This is a genomic window from Pseudomonas sp. LBUM1673 (genome assembly GCF_059695645.1).
In genome coordinates this window covers 1,909,042-1,927,779 of record NZ_CP166780.1, presented here as the reverse complement: position 1 = coordinate 1,927,779, position 18,738 = coordinate 1,909,042, and the positions used below count along the sequence as shown (strand labels likewise).

General features: G+C 60.4%; 18 protein-coding genes. 3 read left to right on the top strand and 15 right to left on the bottom strand.

Annotated elements, in window-relative coordinates:
• Positions 1-185: 185 nt before the first annotated feature.
• Positions 186-1,238: an NAD(P)-dependent alcohol dehydrogenase gene (locus tag ACA044_RS08810; protein WP_497446016.1), complete on the top strand. Its 1,053-nt coding sequence runs from the start codon at positions 186-188 to the stop codon at positions 1,236-1,238.
• 15 nt (positions 1,239-1,253) lie between these two features.
• Here the strand turns inward: ACA044_RS08810 and ACA044_RS08805 are convergent, their stop codons facing one another.
• The 6 genes from ACA044_RS08805 to ACA044_RS08780 form a co-directional block, all read right to left on the bottom strand.
• Positions 1,254-2,057, bottom strand: coding sequence for an IclR family transcriptional regulator (locus ACA044_RS08805; RefSeq protein WP_497446015.1), 804 nt, complete (start codon positions 2,055-2,057; stop codon positions 1,254-1,256).
• A 60-nt stretch (positions 2,058-2,117) separates the two neighbouring features.
• Positions 2,118-3,428, bottom strand: coding sequence for an MFS transporter (locus ACA044_RS08800; protein ID WP_497446014.1), 1,311 nt, complete (start codon positions 3,426-3,428; stop codon positions 2,118-2,120).
• A gap of 169 nt (positions 3,429-3,597) precedes the next feature.
• Positions 3,598-4,746 carry a galactonate dehydratase gene (dgoD, locus tag ACA044_RS08795; RefSeq protein ID WP_007903915.1) on the bottom strand — a complete coding sequence of 383 codons (1,149 nt, stop codon included), beginning with the start codon at positions 4,744-4,746 and terminating at the stop codon, positions 3,598-3,600.
• A 47-nt stretch (positions 4,747-4,793) separates the two neighbouring features.
• Entirely contained in the window at positions 4,794-5,414 is a 621-nt protein-coding gene (locus ACA044_RS08790) for a 2-dehydro-3-deoxy-6-phosphogalactonate aldolase (protein WP_497446013.1), read from the bottom strand.
• A 19-nt stretch (positions 5,415-5,433) separates the two neighbouring features.
• Positions 5,434-6,426, bottom strand: a complete 993-nt coding sequence (locus ACA044_RS08785) for a 2-dehydro-3-deoxygalactonokinase (protein WP_497446012.1) — start codon at positions 6,424-6,426, stop codon at positions 5,434-5,436.
• 191 nt (positions 6,427-6,617) lie between these two features.
• Positions 6,618-7,100: a GNAT family N-acetyltransferase gene (locus ACA044_RS08780; protein WP_497446011.1), complete on the bottom strand. Its 483-nt coding sequence runs from the start codon at positions 7,098-7,100 to the stop codon at positions 6,618-6,620.
• Between the two features lie 487 nt (positions 7,101-7,587).
• On the opposite strand from ACA044_RS08780, the gene ACA044_RS08775 reads away from it, so the two are divergent.
• Positions 7,588-7,842 carry a hypothetical protein gene (locus ACA044_RS08775; RefSeq protein WP_497446010.1) on the top strand — a complete coding sequence of 85 codons (255 nt, stop codon included), beginning with the start codon at positions 7,588-7,590 and terminating at the stop codon, positions 7,840-7,842.
• A 98-nt stretch (positions 7,843-7,940) separates the two neighbouring features.
• Positions 7,941-8,321, top strand: coding sequence for a Rho termination factor N-terminal domain-containing protein (locus tag ACA044_RS08770; protein WP_497446009.1), 381 nt, complete (start codon positions 7,941-7,943; stop codon positions 8,319-8,321).
• Between the two features lie 117 nt (positions 8,322-8,438).
• On the opposite strand, the gene ACA044_RS08765 is transcribed toward ACA044_RS08770, so the two are convergent.
• The 9 genes from ACA044_RS08765 to ACA044_RS08725 form a co-directional block, all read right to left on the bottom strand.
• Positions 8,439-9,368, bottom strand: a complete 930-nt coding sequence (locus tag ACA044_RS08765; protein ID WP_497446008.1) for a PfkB family carbohydrate kinase — start codon at positions 9,366-9,368, stop codon at positions 8,439-8,441.
• Complete coding sequence (locus tag ACA044_RS08760; RefSeq protein WP_497446007.1) at positions 9,361-10,827, bottom strand: purine-cytosine permease family protein; 1,467 nt, start codon at positions 10,825-10,827, stop codon at positions 9,361-9,363. The genes ACA044_RS08765 and ACA044_RS08760 overlap by 8 nt, the downstream gene beginning before the upstream one ends.
• Before the next feature lie 220 nt (positions 10,828-11,047).
• A complete protein-coding gene (locus ACA044_RS08755) occupies positions 11,048-12,046 on the bottom strand; it encodes an ADP-ribosylglycohydrolase family protein (protein ID WP_497446006.1) in 999 nt (332 codons plus the stop codon).
• Positions 12,043-12,759, bottom strand: a complete 717-nt coding sequence (locus tag ACA044_RS08750; protein WP_497446005.1) for a GntR family transcriptional regulator — start codon at positions 12,757-12,759, stop codon at positions 12,043-12,045. The genes ACA044_RS08755 and ACA044_RS08750 overlap by 4 nt, the downstream gene beginning before the upstream one ends.
• A 219-nt stretch (positions 12,760-12,978) precedes the next feature.
• Positions 12,979-13,947, bottom strand: a complete 969-nt coding sequence (gene araH / locus ACA044_RS08745) for an L-arabinose ABC transporter permease AraH (RefSeq protein ID WP_497446004.1) — start codon at positions 13,945-13,947, stop codon at positions 12,979-12,981.
• Positions 13,948-13,956: 9 nt separating this feature from the next.
• Positions 13,957-15,501 (bottom strand): L-arabinose ABC transporter ATP-binding protein AraG, encoded by a 1,545-nt coding sequence (araG, locus tag ACA044_RS08740; protein ID WP_497446003.1) that lies wholly within the window; start codon positions 15,499-15,501, stop codon positions 13,957-13,959.
• Between the two features lie 64 nt (positions 15,502-15,565).
• Complete coding sequence (locus tag ACA044_RS08735) at positions 15,566-16,570, bottom strand: substrate-binding domain-containing protein (RefSeq protein ID WP_497446002.1); 1,005 nt, start codon at positions 16,568-16,570, stop codon at positions 15,566-15,568.
• 128 nt (positions 16,571-16,698) lie between these two features.
• Positions 16,699-17,517: an SDR family oxidoreductase gene (locus ACA044_RS08730; RefSeq protein ID WP_497446001.1), complete on the bottom strand. Its 819-nt coding sequence runs from the start codon at positions 17,515-17,517 to the stop codon at positions 16,699-16,701.
• 273 nt (positions 17,518-17,790) lie between these two features.
• Positions 17,791-18,666, bottom strand: a complete 876-nt coding sequence (locus ACA044_RS08725; RefSeq protein ID WP_497446000.1) for an SMP-30/gluconolactonase/LRE family protein — start codon at positions 18,664-18,666, stop codon at positions 17,791-17,793.
• Positions 18,667-18,738 lie beyond the last annotated feature (72 nt).

Sequence of the window (18,738 nt, the reverse complement as noted above, 5' to 3'; positions counted from 1 at the left end):
TCTTCACAAAAAAAGTCGCGAAAAAAGGGATGAAAACATCATCGCAGGTCTGAACGCCAATGCGCCCCATCAAACGCGCATACCGGAGGATTAGGCATGACACCCGGAGGAATCGCCATGGCCGGTGACCCGTGCGACGCCCAGAATGGCCCGCCTCCCCTGTCATTGCTCTTGCGAGGTTCACCATGTACACCGCCATCGGATACGCCGCTCAGTCGGCCACCACTCCCCTCGCCCCGATGAAGTTCGAGCGCCGCAGCCCGCGAGCCGACGATGTTGCGATCGATATTCTCTACTGCGGCGTCTGCCATTCCGACATCCACCAAGCGCGCAACGAGTGGGGCATTGCTGTTTACCCGCTGATGCCCGGCCATGAGATCGTCGGAAAAGTAACCGCCGTCGGTGCGAACGTTACCCGACACAAAGTCGGCGATCTGGTCGGGGTCGGCTGCATGGTCGATTCGTGCCGTCACTGCGAAGCCTGCCAGGCTGACCTGGAGCAATACTGCCTCGAAGGTCCGACCATGACTTACGCCACCCCGGACCGGGTCGATGGCAGCAACACCATGGGCGGTTACTCCGACAGCATCGTGGTCAGCGAACACTTTGTCGTGCGTATCCCGGAGAAACTCGACCTGGCCAGCGCCGCACCGATTCTATGCGCCGGCATCACCACCTACTCGCCGCTCAAGCACTACGGCGTGAAGGCTGGTGATAAGGTCGGGATTCTCGGCATGGGTGGCCTCGGCCACATGGGGATCAAGTTCGCCAAGGCGATGGGCGCTGAAGTGACGTTGTTCACCCGCTCGGCGAGCAAGGCTGAAGAAGGTCATCGTCAGGGCGCGGACTACGTGATCGTGTCCACCGATGCGGAGCAGATGAAAGCCGCCGCAGGACATTTCGACTTCCTGCTGGACACCATTCCGGTGCAACACGACCTCAATCCCTACCTCGATACGCTGCGTTTCGACGGCGTGCACATTCTGGTGGGCTTGATCGAGCCGGTCGATCCGCCGGTACATGCAGGCAAACTGGTGATGAGCCGTCGTGTATTGGCAGGCTCCCTGATCGGCGGCATCGCAGAAACCCAGGAAGTGCTGGATTTCTGCGCCGAGCACGGCATCACCTGTGACATCGAGATGCTCGACATCCGCCATATCAACGAGGCCTACACCCGCATGATTGCCGGTGACGTGAAGTACCGCTTCGTGATCGACATGGCGACGCTGAAGGTCTGATCAGACCCGCTCGACTTATACCTTCAAGCCGAGCTCTGCCGACAGCCGAGCCGTGACCCCTTTGATCAGGGGAATCAGCTCGGCCATTTTTTCCAGCGGCATGTACGGCACGGTGCTGGCGATGCTGATGCCGGCAACAATGCGCTTGCTGGCATCGCGGATAGGCGCCGCCACACAACGGATCGACGGTTCGTTGTCTTCCAGATCGAAGGCGTACCCACCGGCCACGTACTCGAGCATGCGCTGCTGAAACTGCTCCCAGGATTGCTCCGGGTGCTGCGGCCAGAACTGGTTTTTCCCACCCACTGGCAAGCTGATTTCGTACAGCCGTTGCCATTCTTCCTGCGTGTCATCGAGCATCAGCGCCTTACCGATCCCGGTACGCACCAATGGCATGCGATGCCCCACCCGCGAACGCATTTCCGGACCGTTGCGCCCCGGATTTTTGAGCAGGTACAGCACCTCGTCGCCTTCACGAATCGCCAGGTGAATGGTGTCGCCGGTCAACGCCGACAACTCATCCAGGTAAGGCCCAGCCAGCGTCACCAGCGGCAGCTCTTCACGTGCCTGGAAACCCAGCTCGATCAGTTTCGGCCCCAGCAGATAACCGACTTGCGGCACCACCCGCAGATAACGCTCGTCCACCAGGCAACTGGCCAGACGATGGGTGGTGCTGCGCGTCGTGCCGATCAACCGGGCGATTTCCTTGAGATCGCGGGCACCACTGGCCACCGCCTGCACCACACCCAGGCCACGAAGCAGTGTCTGGGTGCCGGTCGGCGCGGCGTCCTTGGTGATTTTTGGGGCGTCTTCCTGCATATCCAGCCTTTACCGTTGAGCGAGTGAACGGGCGGCATTATGGTCGCCCGACGGCTGCGACTACAACTTGATACGCTCGACCTTGCCCACCAGCAACACGTAGGAAAGCGCACCCATCAATGCCAGAACCGAGATGTAGGTGATCGCCGGGGCAAACGAATCGCCGGAGGCGAGGAAACCGATGACGATTGGCGTGGTAATCGCCGCCAGATTGCCGATGAAATTGAACACCCCACCGGTCAGGCCAAGCAACCGTGCCGGGGCCAGGGTCGACACCAGCGACCAGGTAATCGAAGCCAGGCCATTGCCGAAGAAGGCGAGCGCGAGGAAGGCAATCACCAGCGGCGTCGACTCGACGAAGTTGGCGCCGATGATCGAGGTAGAAATCAGCAGTCCGCCAATGATCGGCAATTTGCGGGCGAAACCCACCGTGTAACCGCGACGGATTAAAAAGTCCGAGAAGAACCCCGAACACAGCACACCGACGAAGGCTGCGAGAAACGGCAACGACGCCAGCAAGCCAGACTTGATGAAGTCCATGCCGCGATATTTCACCAGGTAGGTCGGGAACCAGGTCAGAAAAAACCACAACGTCGAATTGAGGCAAAACTGACCGAGATAAATGCCCCACAACTTGCGTTTGCTCAGGACAATCCCGAGGTCGATCCAGCTGAATTTCGCCTTGGCCTTCGCGGTTTCAGCCTGGATATCCACCAGAGCGCCGCCCTCGCGGATCAGCTCGATTTCAGCGTCATTGGCGCCTTTGAAATCCCGTGGTTCGCGATACACCGCGTACCAGATCACCGCCCAGATAATGCCCACCACGCCGGTGCTGACAAACACCATATGCCAGCCATATTGGTGTTGCAGCCAGGCGAGTACCGGCGTGAGAAACGCCAGGCCGACGAACTGCCCGGAGGTGTAGAAACCGATGGCCGTGGCGCGCTCGCGCTCGGGAAACCAGGTCGTCACCACGCGGCTATTGATTGGGTATGCCGGTGCCTCCAGGGCACCGACAGCCATGCGCAGCACGAACAGCGCGATGAAACTGGCAGCGAAGCCAAGCATCACCGTGGCCAGTGACCATAGCAACAGCGCGACGCTGTACAGAATGCGCGGCGGTACCCGATCCACCAACCAGCCGCCGGGGATTTGCATGGCGGCGTAGGTCCAGCCGAACGCGGAAAAAATCAGCCCGACATGGATCGGATCGATGCCCAGATCGCTGGTCAGCGCCGGAGCGGCAATGGACAGGTTGCTGCGGTCCAGGTAGTTGATCACCACCGTGATGAACAACAGGACCATGATGAAAAACCGCTTGCGGCTCGGCGCCACCAACGACGCCTGCCCGGTGAGGGTTTGCGGTTGCATGAGAGGTGCCTCTTCTTATGTTTATTGAGGTCGTAATGAAGACTTGCGCTGCACCCTTGTGGGAGCGAGCCTGCTCGCGATGGCGTCTTGTCAGTTACATCAATATCGGATGTGCCGCCATCATCGCGAGCAGGCTCGCTCCCACAACGGACGGTGGTGTGTCAGTGACTCACCACTCGGCAAAACTGCCATCGGCATGACGCCAGATCGGGTTGCGCCAGCGGTGGCCCACCGCCGCACGTTCGATGACGTATTCCTCGTTGATCTCGATGCCCAGGCCAGGCCCGTTGGGGATTTTCACGAAGCCCTTGTCGTAGTCGAACACCCGCGGATCTTTCACATAATCGAGCAGGTCATTGCTCTCGTTGTAATGGATGCCCAGGCTCTGTTCCTGGATGAACGCGTTGTAGCAAACCGCATCCAGTTGCAGGCACGCGGCCAGGGCAATCGGGCCCAGCGGGCAATGCAGCGCCAGCGCCACGTCGTAGGCTTCGGCCATGTTGGCGATCTTGCGGGTTTCGGTGATGCCGCCCGCGTGGGAGGCATCAGGCTGGATGATGTCGACGTAGCCTTCGCTGAGAACACGCTTGAAGTCCCAGCGCGAGAACAACCGCTCGCCGAGGGCAATCGGCGTGCTGGTGAGCGGCGCCAGTTCTTTCAGCGCTTCGTAGTTTTCGCTGAGCACCGGCTCTTCGATGAACATCAGTTTGTACGGGTCGAGTTCCTTCATCAGCACCTTGGCCATGGGCTTGTGCACCCGACCATGGAAGTCCACGCCGATGCCGACATTCGGGCCGACCGCATCGCGTACGGCAGCAACATTGGCCAGCGCCAGGTCGACTTTTTCGAAGGAATCGAGAAATTGCAGTTCTTCGGTGCCGTTCATTTTCACCGCAGTAAAACCACGGCTGACCGCTTCTTTCGCGGCGCGAGCGGTGTCCGCCGGACGATCACCACCGATCCACGAATAAACGCGGATCTTGTCCCGCACCTGGCCCCCCAACAGATCGCTGACCGACACCCCCAGGGCCTTGCCCTTGATGTCCCACAACGCCTGGTCGATGCCGGCCAGAGCGCTCATGTGGATCGCGCCGCCCCGGTAGAAGCCGCCACGGTAAAGCACGGTCCAGATGTCTTCGATGTTGCGTGGGTCTTTGCCGATCAGGTAGTCGGACAACTCTTCAACTGCGGCGGCGACGGTGTGCGCGCGGCCTTCGACCACGGGCTCGCCCCAACCGGTCACGCCCTCGTCGGTTTCAACTTTGAGGAAGCACCAGCGCGGCGGAACGATGAAGGTGGTGAGTTTGGTGATTTTCATCTCTATTGTCTCTCTTGTAGATGCAGCGCCCACAGCGCCAAAAAGTCTTAACGCAAAGCATTCCAGGCAGCGACATACGCCTTGGCGCGCACCGCTACTTCGTCAGCCGTCATGCCCGGTTTGAACAACCCGGAACCGAGGCCGAAACCCTTGACGCCGGCCTCGACAAACACCTGCATGTTGTCCGGCGTAATCCCGCCCACCGGCACCAGCACCGTCCCTGCCGGCAACACCGCCAGCCAGGCTTTCACAACGGCCGGCCCCATCTGTTCGGCCGGGAACATCTTCAGCACATCCGCCCCTTCGGCCAATGCCGCAAAGGCTTCGGTCGGCGTCGCGACACCCGGCGACAGGAACAGCCCCGCGGCCTTCGCTGCGCGCAACACCTTGGCATCGCTGTGGGGCATGACGATCACCTGACCGCCCGCCGCTTTCACTTGCTCGACCTGTTCCGGCGTCAACACTGTGCCCGCGCCGATCAGGCAATCGGTGGGTAACGTGCTGCGCAGGATGCGGATACTTTCGTACGGCTCGGGGGAATTGAGCGGCACTTCGATGACGCGAAATCCGGCCGAGTACAGGACTTCGCCGACGGCTGCCGCCTCTTGCGGGCGCAGGCCACGCAGAATCGCGATCAGACCGTTTTGTGCCAGTGCTTGCTTGAGCATGTCAGGCCTCCAGTCAGGTTTAACGGGATGGGTTTGCGGTGGTCAGTCCGGCGGCGACCGCCAACTGCCACAATCCGCGTTCGGTGGCCTGCTCGGCCAGGGTCACCCGGGCAAAACCGCAGGCGTCGAGCGCCCGGCTGTAGCGGGCGCAGAGTTGGGTATTGCCGATGAGGATGATCGAGGGCAGGTGCACGCTGTTGCGCCGGCGCCGCTGAACGTTGGCCAGGGCCGACAGTTCATGGCCGATCAACAGACCGGACAGATAGTCCGGTTGCGCGACGGTGCTGAGTTCGCCGGTCAGCCCCAGACTGCGGGCACTGAACAGCGTCGACAGCGGCCCGATCTCGCCGTCCACCGACAGGGCCACCCGCACGCCACGATCAAACGCTTCGCCATCAAAGGACGCGCCGCGCTGCTGAGTGCGTCCGAGAATGCTGTGCTCACTGAGGACAGCGAAGACTTCGCCGGTCATGAAAGTATCGAAATGCACGATGCAGCCATCAGCCACTTCCACCCATTTCGAATGGCTGCCCGGCAAGCCGATCAACAGATCGTTGCCCGCCCCGCTCGGCAGATCCTGCAACACGCCGAGGACCTGGGTTTCCTCGCCGCGCATCACGTTCGGCAAACGCGAACGCTGAATCACGCCCGGCACGATGTGCACATCGACACCGCGAAGACTGCGAACGGTTTGTAGGGAGGTTCCGAGATTGGCGACGTTCGCTGGCGTGTCGCAGTAGGCCGCTTCGCGCCAGCCCTGAGCACTGCCGACCATGCCACAGGCAATCACCGGCAAATCAGGCTGCGCGTCGAGCCAGTCACCGCACGCCTCATCGAAGGCCAACTCAAAACCGTCGGCGCATTCCTGGCCGGCGATCATTCGCGGCGTCTTGGGCAGCTGCATGATCCCGGACGACAGCGCACGCTGTTCCAGCACCTGGCCACCGAAGCCGAGTTTGTAAGCACGTAATGAGGTTGTCCCCCAATCGAGCGCGATCAATTGCGCCAGCATCGCTTCACCTGTTTTGTTTATTGGCAGTGAGTGAGCTGGACTATAAACCCGGACGCAGACAAATCTCAATATATAAATATCAATCCCACATATTGAGACAAACCCAAAAAAAGATCGCAGCCTTCGCCAGCTCCTACGGATCGGTGCAGGAGCTGCCGAAGGCTGCGATCTTTAATTGATGCCGCGTGCGATCAATTACCCTCGGCAAACTCCCTCAACACCACCCCATCCATCCGATACCGAACCCACTCTTCCTGCGGCTGAGCACCCAAGGATTTGTAGAACTCGATCGCCGGTTTGTTCCAGTCCAGCACGCTCCATTCGAAACGGCCGCAGTCATTGGCGCAGGCGATTTTCGCCAGGTGGCGCAGCAAGGTTTTACCGGCGCCGCCGCCCCGTTGTTCGGGCGTGATGTAGAGGTCTTCGAGGTACAGGCAGTTGCTGCCCAACCAGGTGGAATAGCTGAAAAAGAACACCGCAAAGCCGATCGGCAAGCCATCGCGCAGGCAGATCAGGCCATGGGCGGTGGCGCCTTCGCTGAACAGGCTGCGCTCGATGTCGGCGACGCTGGCGATGACTTCGTGGCGGGCACGTTCGAAGTCGGCCAGTTCAGTGATGAACGCGAGGATTTGCGGAGCATCGCTGGGGGTTGCCGGGCGGATTTCGATCGTCATGAACGTGCCTTGTGAAAAGTTGAAAACGCCATACTAAGTCCGCGCGCGGCGCTCGTCACATTTGAAAGCAAAACGTCATGTAGCATTGATGTTTTGTGGCGCTTTGTGTGACGGGCCGGTCTGGGAAATCAGTGTGGCTGTGTCAGTCAGTCAAGGTGCGGAACCTGTGGGAGCGGGCTTGCTCGCGAAAGCGGTGGATCAGGCGACATCGATGTTGACTGTGCCGCCGTCTTCGCGAGCAAGCCCGCTCCCACAGGGTGCTCATCGATCACAAAAACCGAGTCGAACCCAAGGAATTCCATGGCCACCATCGCTTTCGCGCCTCTGCACAATCTGGCTTCTGGAATAGGCCCCGACCAATAGGCTTCGACGGCACCGTTCGTCGTTCATCAGGCACCAATCCAGATCAGGGACAGACCAATATCGGGTAAGGACTCGCGACGCAAGAGACGCGCAATACCTGTCCATTCCAACCAAGAGGTCACCCATGAACGTCGATAAAAACCTGGAAAAAGAAGTCCTGACCCGCCTGCTGCACGCCCACCCAAGCGGCTTGGGCAAGGAGGTTCTGGACAATTACCGGGGGGAGAGAGTCGTGGCCAGCACCCTTGCCACTTTGCAGGAGCGCGGGCTGATCCAGCACGGTCATGTGATCAGCAACGAAGCCGGCGAGCACACGCTGAACCTGCCGATCAAACTCAGCGCCGCTGGGGTTGAGGCGGCGCGCAAGCTGGATACCTGACCGCGCAGGAGCTGCCGTGAGCTTTTGCCTGTGAATGCTTGAGAATCAAAAGATCGCAGGCTCCTACGGATATACATCCTCAAGCCTGGAGAAATCCCATGCCTCGTGGAAGCAAAGACAAATACACCGCCGAGCAGAAACACAAGGCCGAACACATCGAAGAAAGCTACGAGCACAAAGGTGTGTCGAAAGATGAAGCCGAAGCTCGCGCCTGGGCCACAGTGAACAAGCAGTCGGGTGGAGGTGAACGCGCCGGCGGCTCCGGGCGCAAGAAGCCCGCCAGCGCCAAGTCTGCAGATCGCAAGGAATCAGCCCGACGTGCGGTGGCCACCCGTGAAGGCAAACCGCGCAACAGCAGGGCTTCGCGCGATACGCAGACGGTGGACAGCCTGATGAAAGAAGCCCGGGCGAAGAAGATTCCGGGGCGCTCGGGCATGCGCAAGCAAGCGTTGATCGAGGCGTTGCGCAAGGCTGGGTAAGAGGCCGGATTTGAGGGTAAGTTTGAGGGCCTCTTCGCGAGCAAGCCCGCTCCCACATGGGATTTGTGTCGTTAACAGATCCCATGTGGGAGCGGGCTTGCTCGCGAAAGCGGTGGGTCAGTCGCCGAAAGTCTCACGGATCAACGTATCCACCTCAGCCGCCCCCGGCGAAGTCGCCGGCCCCCAACGAGTGACGGCCAAAGCAGCCGCCGCATTTGCCCGCCGTGCCGCTTCCATCGCCGGCAAGCCCCGCGCCAACCCGGCTACAAACACCCCGGCATGGGCATCCCCCGCACCATTGCTGTCGACGGCCGTGACCTTGAACCCCGGCACATGCTGACGCTCGCCATTCTGGCTGATCCAGCACCCCTGCGGTCCATCGCGAAGCACCATCAAGGCGTCCGTCGGCAAATGGTCCGCCAGGCCATCCAACGCCTCGCCAATGTCCGGCGCCCCGGTAAACCGCAGCGCCTCGGCACTGTTGCTGGTCCACAGATCGATGCGGGGCAACAAGGCCTTCATCAGTGGCGCGTCCGGCGAATCCACCAACGGCCCCGGATCGAACACCACCTTGATCCCGTCCGGCAAACCCAGCACCCAATCCACCAGCGCCTGAGCCTTGCCGCCATGCAGCAGGCTGTAGCCACTGACATAGACAAAGTCGCCCGCCTCGGCTGGCACACTCGCCAAGTCTTCGGCGGTCAATTCGCCTTCGGCACCGATGTAGGAAATGAACGTGCGCTCAGCCGAGGCTTCGGTCAGCGCGACGCACAGTCCGGTGTCGCGCTCGGAGCGCTGATCGACGCCAATCCGAATGCCTTCAGCCGTCATCGCTTCCCGAGCCAGGTCGCCGAAACGGCCCTTGCCATGGCGCCCGAGATAGACCACCGGCAAGCCGTTTCGCCGGGCCGCAGCCATCACATTGAAGCCACCGCCGGCCTCGAAACGGGCGGATTGCGCCAGCACGTCACCGCCCGATTGAGGCAGTTTATCCACGGCCATGACCAGATCGATCATGACCTGGCCGGTGTGCAACAACCTAGGCATGAGCCGGCTCGATCAACGCAGTGCGACGGTCCTTGGCACCGCCGAGTACCCAGTAAATGCCACCGGCCAGCAGGAACGTCACGATCCAGCCCAGGCCGTTGTGGCCCAGCCAGGAGTCGGACAAAAAGCCCCGAAACCAGACATCTTGTTCAGTAGTACCAATGGTGGTGAAACTGAAACCCAGCACAATTGCCACCGCCCACGCACCGAAGGCGCGCCACTCGACGCCACCGCGATACCAATAGGCGCTGCTCGGGCTGACGTCCAGCAGGTCCTTGGGGCTGTAGTAATGACGATGAATCAAGTCGACCACGAAGATCCCGACCCACGCCGTGATCGGCACGGCCAGCAAGGAAATGAAGGTGATGAACGGACCGTAAAAACTCTCGGCGATCAGCATGAAGTAGATCGAACCGGCGAAGATCGCAATGATATCGAGCACCACCGCATACACGCGCTTGACCTTCAGGCCGAGGGTCAAGGTGGTCAAACCGGCGGAGTACACCGACAGGTTGTTCGACAGCAGCAGCCCACCGAATGCAGTGATCAAGTACGGCACCGCCATCCAGGTCGGCAGCATGTCGCGGATCGCAACGATCGGGTCAGTGGCTGAGGCCAGATCATTGTTGCCCACCGATAGCAGCCCGCCGAGGGTGATCAACAGCACCAACGGAATCCCTGCACCGAACGCCGCCGACGCCACCAGACGCACAGCTTTGACACTGCGGTGCTGATAGCGCGACATGTCCGCACCGGCGTTGGCCCAACCGATCCCGGTGCCGGCGGCCATGGTGCCGATGCCGATGATCATCGCGCTCAGGGGCGCTGGCGTGGCGTTGAACACAGCGCTCCAGTCGATGGTCGCGCAGAGGAAACCACCCACCAGGATGTTCAACGCGCCGAACACGTAGGTCGCCCATTTCTGGATCACCAGCAACGTGGCGTGGCCGAGGCCGGACACCGACAACGTCAGCAGCACGAAAATCGCGATGAACACCAGGGTCAGCAGCGGCGCGCTTTTGGCCTCCACCGGCGAGCCGAACAGTATCGAGCACAGCGACAGCAAGACGAACGCGGCGGTGGTGGTGTTGACGGTTTCCCACCCCAGACGCGACATCAGCGAGACCAGCGTCGGGCCGATATTGCCGCGTACACCGAAGATCGCTCGCGACAGCGTCAGGCTCGGTGCGCGACCACGACGACCGGCAATGGAGATGATCCCCACCACCGCGAAAGAACCGGCGGCACCGAGGATGGCGACGATGACCGCCTGCCAGATCGCCAGGCCGCGGAAGGCCACCAACGTGGCACCCAATGGTAAGCCGAGGATGGAAATGTTGGCCGCAAACCAGACCCAGAACAGTTGCAGCGGATGACCGTTGCACTCCCCTTCCGGCACCGGTTCGATACCACGGGTCTCCAGTTGCCCGGCACTCTGCCCGGTGTTCGATGAACTCATGAAAAAACTCCTGTTGCCATTGTTGTGGTTATGGGCAATTTCGGAAGTCGACATAACGTTCCGGCGGTCCTGGCCATATCAGTGCGCTCCATTGCGGGTGAAAAATTCTAGTATGCGGCGCGCCTATCGCGGGCAAGCCCGCTCCCACAGGTACGGCGTGCATCTCAAGGTTTGTACTATTCCTGTGGGAGCGGGCTTGCCCGCGATGGCGTCAGTACAGTCAACGCAAGGCCAACAGCCCCTGCACCAACGGTTCCAGCTGCAAATCATTTACCACTTTAACCTGCTCGATCATCGCCACCGGCCAACTCTCAAGCCCCAGACAGGCCCCAAGCATTGCACCGAGAATCGCCGCGATAGTGTCGGTATCACCGCCCAGACTCGCGGCCATGCACAGCGCTTCGAAGGCCGTCATCTCCCCGACAGCCACTTGCTGAGCCAGCGCAAACGACACCACCACCGACTCCTGTGAGGCCACCGAAGTGCCGATCACGTCGTACAGCAAGTCCGCCAGCAACGCCTTGTCGCTGTCGACGCTGATGCTCCGCGCCCAACTGATGCGCGAGGCAATACGCCCGCCAGCGACCCAGTGGCCATGCCCTTCAGCTTGCTGCGCGATTTGCTGGCCGAGGTTCAACGCCTCGCCCAGGTCCATGCCGTTGATCCCGGCAGAAACCACCGCCGCCACCGCCGCCGCACTGGCAATCCCCAACGTGGTGTTGTGGGTCACCTGACAGGCCTGCACCACAGCACGGATGAAACGCTCGGGATTGGCAACATCGGCTGCAATCCCCACCGGGGTGATGCGCATCGCCGCGCCATTGGTGGTGCCGTAGCGCCCCGCCTCTTCCAGCGAGTGGCCGGCGAGGATCATCTCGATCGCGCGTTTGGTCGAGGGGCCGAGCAAATCCTGCGAGCCCTTGGCCTGCATCCCCGCTTCCCATTCGATCAAGCGTTGAGCAAGCACCGCCGGTTCGATCCGGCCCTCGCCTTCAATCACCAACTGAGCGACCAGAATCGCCTGTTCCGTATCGTCAGTGATCGAGCCCTTTGGCATGTTCGCGGCGATCGGTTGATCCGGGCCAGCGTCTTGCAGATCGGTGATCTCGCCGAAGCGCGCCTTGATCTCGGCGCGGCTCAGGGATTGTGTCGGCATGCCCAATGCATCGCCCAGGGCCAGTCCGTAGAACGCGCCGAGGGCACGGTTGAGCGCGGTCATTTTTTTGAAGTTCCAATTTGCAGGTGCAGACGAAAATGCACCGGATCGAGCAGGCTTTCGACCTGTTCCATGAATCGATCCTGACGGTCGTAAGTGGTGCGCAAGGCCTTGAGGAACACTGTTCCCACCGGGCGCCCGAGCAATTCGGCGTCTTCGGCGTTCAAGGGTTCGGCGCCGATCCACTGATCGCCACGTTCGCCGATGTAGCCATAGGCGGCCAGGGTGATGGTCAGGGAATCATCAATCAGACCGACTCGCGGCAGGCTTTCCAGGTCTCCGGTGGCGGGCATCAATGAGCGCTCAAGAGACACCAGCGTGCCATCGGTCCCACGACGGCGACGGTCGAGGGTAATAAACTGATCGGTGCCGAAACGCGACAGCAGGTCTGGACGGGTGACAGCCTCCAGCCGCAGCACTTCGGTATTGATCAACGCCCCACTGTCGGCCAGCGCCTGAGCCCAGCCGCTGCGCTGATCGAGCACCACACCGTCGAACGTGACGATGGACCCCACTCCGCTTTGCGTAGCGACGTATTGGCGCCGTTTCAGTTCGGCCAGGGCTTCACGCAGCGTGCCACGGCTGACCTTGAATGCTTGAGCCAACTGACGTTCGTCGGACAATGGCGCGCCGTCCTCCATGAGGTCGTTTTCGATGCGCCGGACGAGCTCGTCGACCACCTGTTGTTTCTTGTCAATTCGTAGCGGTCTGATCATGTACACCTCGGTGTACCGTCATAGCTGAAACAGGTTGGGGCGGGCAAGAAATATTTTTGGCAGGTAGCTGAAGAATCCTTCAAATGATCGTTCCCATGCTCCGCGTGGGAATGCCTCAATGGACGCTCTGCGTCCGTTTCTGGGACGCGGAGCGTCCCGGGCTGCATTCCCACGCAGAGCGTGGGAACGATCAGTGGCAACCCACTCCCACAAGGAAAATCAGCGCTGTTTCAGTCGGTCAATCACCACGGCCAGTAGCAGGATCGAACCGCGAATCACGTACTGGTAGAAGGTATCGATGTTCTTCAGATTCATTGCGTTCTCGATGATCGCCAGAATCAGCACCCCGGCAATCACATGCCGAATCATCCCGATCCCGCCGCTCAGCGACACCCCACCCAGCACGCAAGCGGAGATCACCGTCAGCTCGAAACCCTGGCCAATCATCGGCTGACCGGACGTCATGCGCGACGCCAGGATCACCCCGGCCAACGCACCAATCAGGCCATGCACGGCGAAGATGATGATCTTGGTCCGATCAACGTTCACCCCGGCCAGCAATGCCGCTTCCTGGTTGCCGCCGATGGCCATGGTGTTGCGCCCGTAGGTGGTGTAATTCAGCAACCAGCCGAAAAACAGGAAGCAGACAATGGTGATCAAAATCGGCACCGGCACACCAAACAACTGGCCGTTGCCGAAGACAAAGAACTGCTCCTGAGACACACCCACCGCTTTGCCATTGGCGAAAATGTAAGCCAGGCCACGAACGATCTGCATGGTCGCCAGCGTGGTGATCAACGCATTGACCCGCAGCTTGGCGATCACGATGCCATTGATCAGCCCGACAATCAGCCCCATCACCAGCGCCGCACTCACACCGAGGAACACGCTGTCGGTGTCACGCATCACCACCGCTGCCACCACGCCGGCACAGGCAATCACCGAACCCACCGACAAGTCGAAATGCCCGGACGCCAGGCAATACAACATCGTGCACGCGGCAATCCCGGTGGTGGAAATCGCCAGGCCCAGGCCACGCATGTTCAGCGGCGACAGGAAGTTGTCGATCAGCAAAGTGCAAAGCACGAAGATCCCGACAGCCGCCAGCAACATCACCCAGTCATCGAGAAAGCGCCGCAGATCCAGAGGTTTGCGCGGGGTTGGCAGAGCGTTGTTTTGGATGGTCATAGTCACCTCTCAGTTCGCCACGTCGGCAGCACGTTGGCGTGGCAACGCCAGTTGCAGCAGGTTGGATTCATTGGCTTGTTCGCGGCTCAGTTCGCCGCGCATTGCGCCTTCGCAGAGCACCAGGATGCGGTCGGAAATGCCCATGACTTCCATCAGGTCGCTGGACACCACAATCACCGCGATGCCGCTGGCGGCCAGGTTATGAATGATCTGGTAGATCTCGGCTTTGGCACCGATGTCGATGCCCCGAGTGGGCTCGTCAAGCAGCAAGACTTTCATCGGCATCGACAGCCAGCGACCAAGAATCGCCTTCTGCTGATTACCACCGGACAGGTACATGATTTTCTGCGCAGCGTTGGGCGTCTTCACTTTCAGCGCCTTGATCTGCTTGTCGGCGTTGCCCCGCTCCCACACACCGCGCAATAGGCAACCAAGGGTGGAGTGGGCGCTCCGGGCGCTGATGTTGATGTTCTCGGCTACGCTTGCGAGCGGCATGATGCCCTCCTTCTTGCGGTCCTCGGGGCACAGCAGAATTCCCGCCGCAATGGCATCGCGTGGCGAACGCAGTTTCAACTCATGACCGCGCAGCTCCAGGCGCCCGGCGGTGTTGCGGGTAAGCCCGCTGAGCATCCGGAACAGCTCGGTGCGGCCAGCCCCGACCAGGCCGAACAGCCCGAGAATTTCTCCCTTGTGCGCCTCGAAACTCACTGGCTCACGCAAGCCCGGTCCCAGTAATCCGTCGACCTTGAGCGCCACCGCGCCACGCGGACGACTGCGGTAATCGTAGATATCCTGAATGTCGCGACCGACCATGCAAGTCACCAACTGGTCATGGGTCAGCGTGCTCATGTCCTCGAAGGTGCGCACGAAACGACCGTCCTTGAACACCGTCACCGCGTTGCAGATGCGGAACACTTCTTCCATGCGATGGGAGACGTAAAGCACCACTTTCCCTTCGTCCCGCAGGCGCCCGATGATCGCCATCAAGCGATCGATCTCCCGCGCCGACAGGCTGCTGGTGGGTTCGTCGAACGCAATCACATGCGCGCCACGGGACAACGCCTTGGCGATTTCCACCAGTTGCCGCTGGCCGAGGGACAAGCGCCCGACTTTCTCTTGCGGGTCGATTTCATCGGCCAGGCCTTTAAGGCAGGCCAGCGCCTGTTGTCGCAAAGCACCGCGATTGATCAGGCCGAAATTCGCCGGCAGATGGCCGAGAAACAGGTTCTCGGCCACAGTCATTTCCGGCACCAGGTGCAGCTCCTGATGGATCACCGCGACGCCGCAGCCGATGCTATCGGCGGTGGACTTGAAAGCCATCGTCTGCTCGCCGATCTGCAGGTCGCCGCTGCTCGGCGTGTAAGCACCGCCAAGGATTTTCAGCAGCGTGGATTTACCGGCGCCGTTCTCGCCCATCAAGGCGTGAACCTGCCCCGGATGGGCGACGAAGCTGATGCCGTCCAGCGCCTTCACCCCGGGAAAGGTTTTGCCGATCCCCTTGAAGCGCAAGCTGCCGCCGGCATTGTGTTGTTGTACTTGTGTTTGCGCGTGCATAACCACCTCATCACACAGACCAGGCAGCCCCGTCGCCAGGGCCGCCGATGAAATCAACCGCGCCTCAGTTCCACAGGCCGATCTTTTCCAGTTCCTGCTTGAAGTTGTCACGCGTGATCAGCGTCACGTCGTCCATCGCGGTGTATTTCGGCGGTTCTTTGCCGGTGGTGACCCACTCGTACATCATGCTCGCGGTGTTGTAGCCCTCGATGTGCGGGCTCGGCAGCATCGAGCCGAAGAAGCCGCTGTTGGGTTTCTTCAGCTCGCCGATGGCATCGGTGCCGTTGATACCGATGCCAATCACGTTGGTCGCGGCAAAACCGGCGCTTTCGGTGGCGCGCACACCACCCAGCACGGTGTTGTCGTTCATGCCGCCGATGATCAGGTTTTTCGCCGCGCCTGGCAGTTTCACCAGCGCCGAGTTGGTGGCATCCATGCTCCCCGGTACGTCGAGGGTTTTCAGCGCCGAGAAGAGGATGTGGTCTTTCGGCATACCGGCGTCTTGAAGGGCCTTGACCGAACCGTCGGTGCGTTTTTTGCCGGTGTCGAGTTCGTTGTAGGTGTTGATTACCGCGTACGTGTCTTTCCAGTCCCAGCCGCGTTTTTTCGCTTCGGCGGCCATGGCGGCGCCCTGTTTCTGGCCGACTTCGAAGGCGGCCATGCCGAGGTACGGCACGTCCTCCATGAACTTGCCGCTGGCATCGACGAACCGGTCATCGACGGCAATCACTTTCAAGCCGTTGAGCTTGGCCTTGGCCATGATTGCCGGGCCGAGGGACACGTCCGGCGGGCAGATCACGAAGCCCTTGGCGCCGTTGGCCGCCAGGCTATCGATGGCCGAAAGGGTTTTCTCACCGTCAGGCACGGCGATCTTGATGACAGTGAAGCCTTTGTCTTTACCGGCCTTTTCGGCGAAGGCCCATTCGGTCTGGAACCAGGGCTCTTCCGCTTGCTTGACCAGAAAACCGATCTTCACTTCCTCGGCCGCCAGCAACGTACTGCTCAGGCTGACCGCGGTGACCGCCAAAGCGGCACAGCACAGGGAACGGATCCCACGACGACGTTTCATAAGCTGACTCCTTGTTATTTTTTTTGAGCGTTATTTGAAAGCCAATACAGCGGTCAAGCCATGTAACCAATAGTCATATCATATGATGATTGTATTTCAAGCGTAGTTTCGCACCTGAAACCCGATATTCAATCGTGGTACATCACCGAACGACCACCATCGACGGTGATGCATGAAGCGTTAATGAACGGCGCTTCATCGCTGGCCAGGAACACGGCAGTCATCGCCACTTCAATCGGCTGACCGATGCGCCGCGGCGGATGCAGATCGAAAGCCCGCTGACGTTCGGCGTGGGGGTCGGCAAAACCGTTCCAGTAATCAACGTTCAGCTGGGTTTCGATGTAGCCCGGTGCGATGGCGTTGACGCGAATGCCTTTGGGTGCGTACTCGATGCCCAGCGCACGAGTCAGCCCGAGCAAGCCATGTTTGGCCACCGGGTACGGGAAGCAGCCGGGAATGATGTGGGTGGAGTGAGTCGAGGCAATGTTGATGATGCTGCCGATGCCCTGTTCGATCATCTGCGGCAGCACGGCTTTGCAGCCATACCAGGCGCCGTCCAGGTCGATGGCGAAGCAGCGGCGCCAGTCTTCCTCGGTCATTTGCAACGGGTCGCGGAACACGTTGACCCCGGCGCAGTTGACCAGCACGTCGATCCGACCGTGAAGCTCAATGGCCAATTTGGCCATGGCGTGCAGGTCTTGCTGGAGCGACACGTCGGCCTTGATCGCCACGACATCCGCGCCTTGTTCGCGCCAGTGCGCCGCGACTTTTTCGACTTTCTCGGCCTGGATATCGCTGATGACCAGTTTGGCCTGCTGAGAGGCGAAGGTCGCGACAATCGCTTCGCCGATACCCTGGGCGGCGCCGGTCAACAGCACGACCTTGTTTTTCAGGCGCTCACCCTTGGGCGGTTCGGGCACCGGAGGCAAGGAAAGAGGTTCAGCCATGGATCAACACTCCTGTTCGAAGGCACGACAAAAACCGGACCTCTGTCGATGTCCGGTCAAATAGCGTTTGGGAATGGGCAGGCAGGCGCGAAAACGCCCGGGCGCAGAGACGGCCTGAAGCGCTGACTCCATAAGGGAGTGCGGTGGAATATCGCTGCATCACTTCACCTGTTTTGTTTTTTTAAGTGTGAGTGCGTGTAACTGATGGAGCCGACTATAAACCCGGCCGCCAAACAATCTCAATATATAATTTTACATCCCATATTCTGGGATTTATCCTGCAAACCGCTGACAGGCTTTTCCGGGTACATCGACTCGAATCGATAACAGCGCGCCGTCTAACGGGTGATCAAGCGGGCTCGCGGCACTGGTGATGTACAGGGTTTTGAAGTCTTCGCCACCGAACACACAACTGGTGGGACGGCTGATGGGCAGTTCGATCACTCGATCAACATGACCGTCCGGAGTCAGCCTGAGCAGACAACTGCCGTCCCAGCGCGCGTTCCATATATAGCCTTCGGCATCCATCGCCGAACCGTCGGGACCGCCACGTTCATGGGGGCCAAACCAGACATACGCGGTGTCCAGGTTGCCGTCGGCATGGATGAAATGCCGGTACAACGTGCCGTCGAGGCTGTCGGCGAAATACAGGGTCGTCCCGTCATCGCTCCATAACAACGTGTTGGGGATGCCTAATCCTCGAAGCAGCGGCATGACCCGAGCATCGCGGTCGATGCGAAACAAGCCACCGGAGCGGCGCACGATGGGCAAGTCTTCGCCCAGCTCACCGATGTTGTTTTGCATGGTACCGAGCCAGAGCCGGCCCTGGGCATCGCAGCGGGCTTCGTTGGCGCGATTGCCGGGTTGCGGATCAGCCACGCAGAACAAGGTCAGCCGAGGTTCAAGGCCTGGCGAATCCAGATCCAGCCGATAAACCCCACTGCTCAATGTCACCAGGGCATCGCCGCTTTCGCAGGGGATGAACGCGGACACGTGTTCCGGCATCTGCCAGATTTCCACATTGGCGCCGATCAGCCTCAGCGCTTGTTGACCCGCGATGTCTACCCAATACAACGCCTGGGTCGGAGCATCCCAGAACGGGCCTTCGCCGAGTTGCGCACGGTGTCCGGTAACCGCAGTCCACGTCATGAAGCCTCCTTTTTTGCCTTTATCTTTTATGTGGGAGCGGGCTTGCTCGCGAAGAGGTCATGACATTCACCC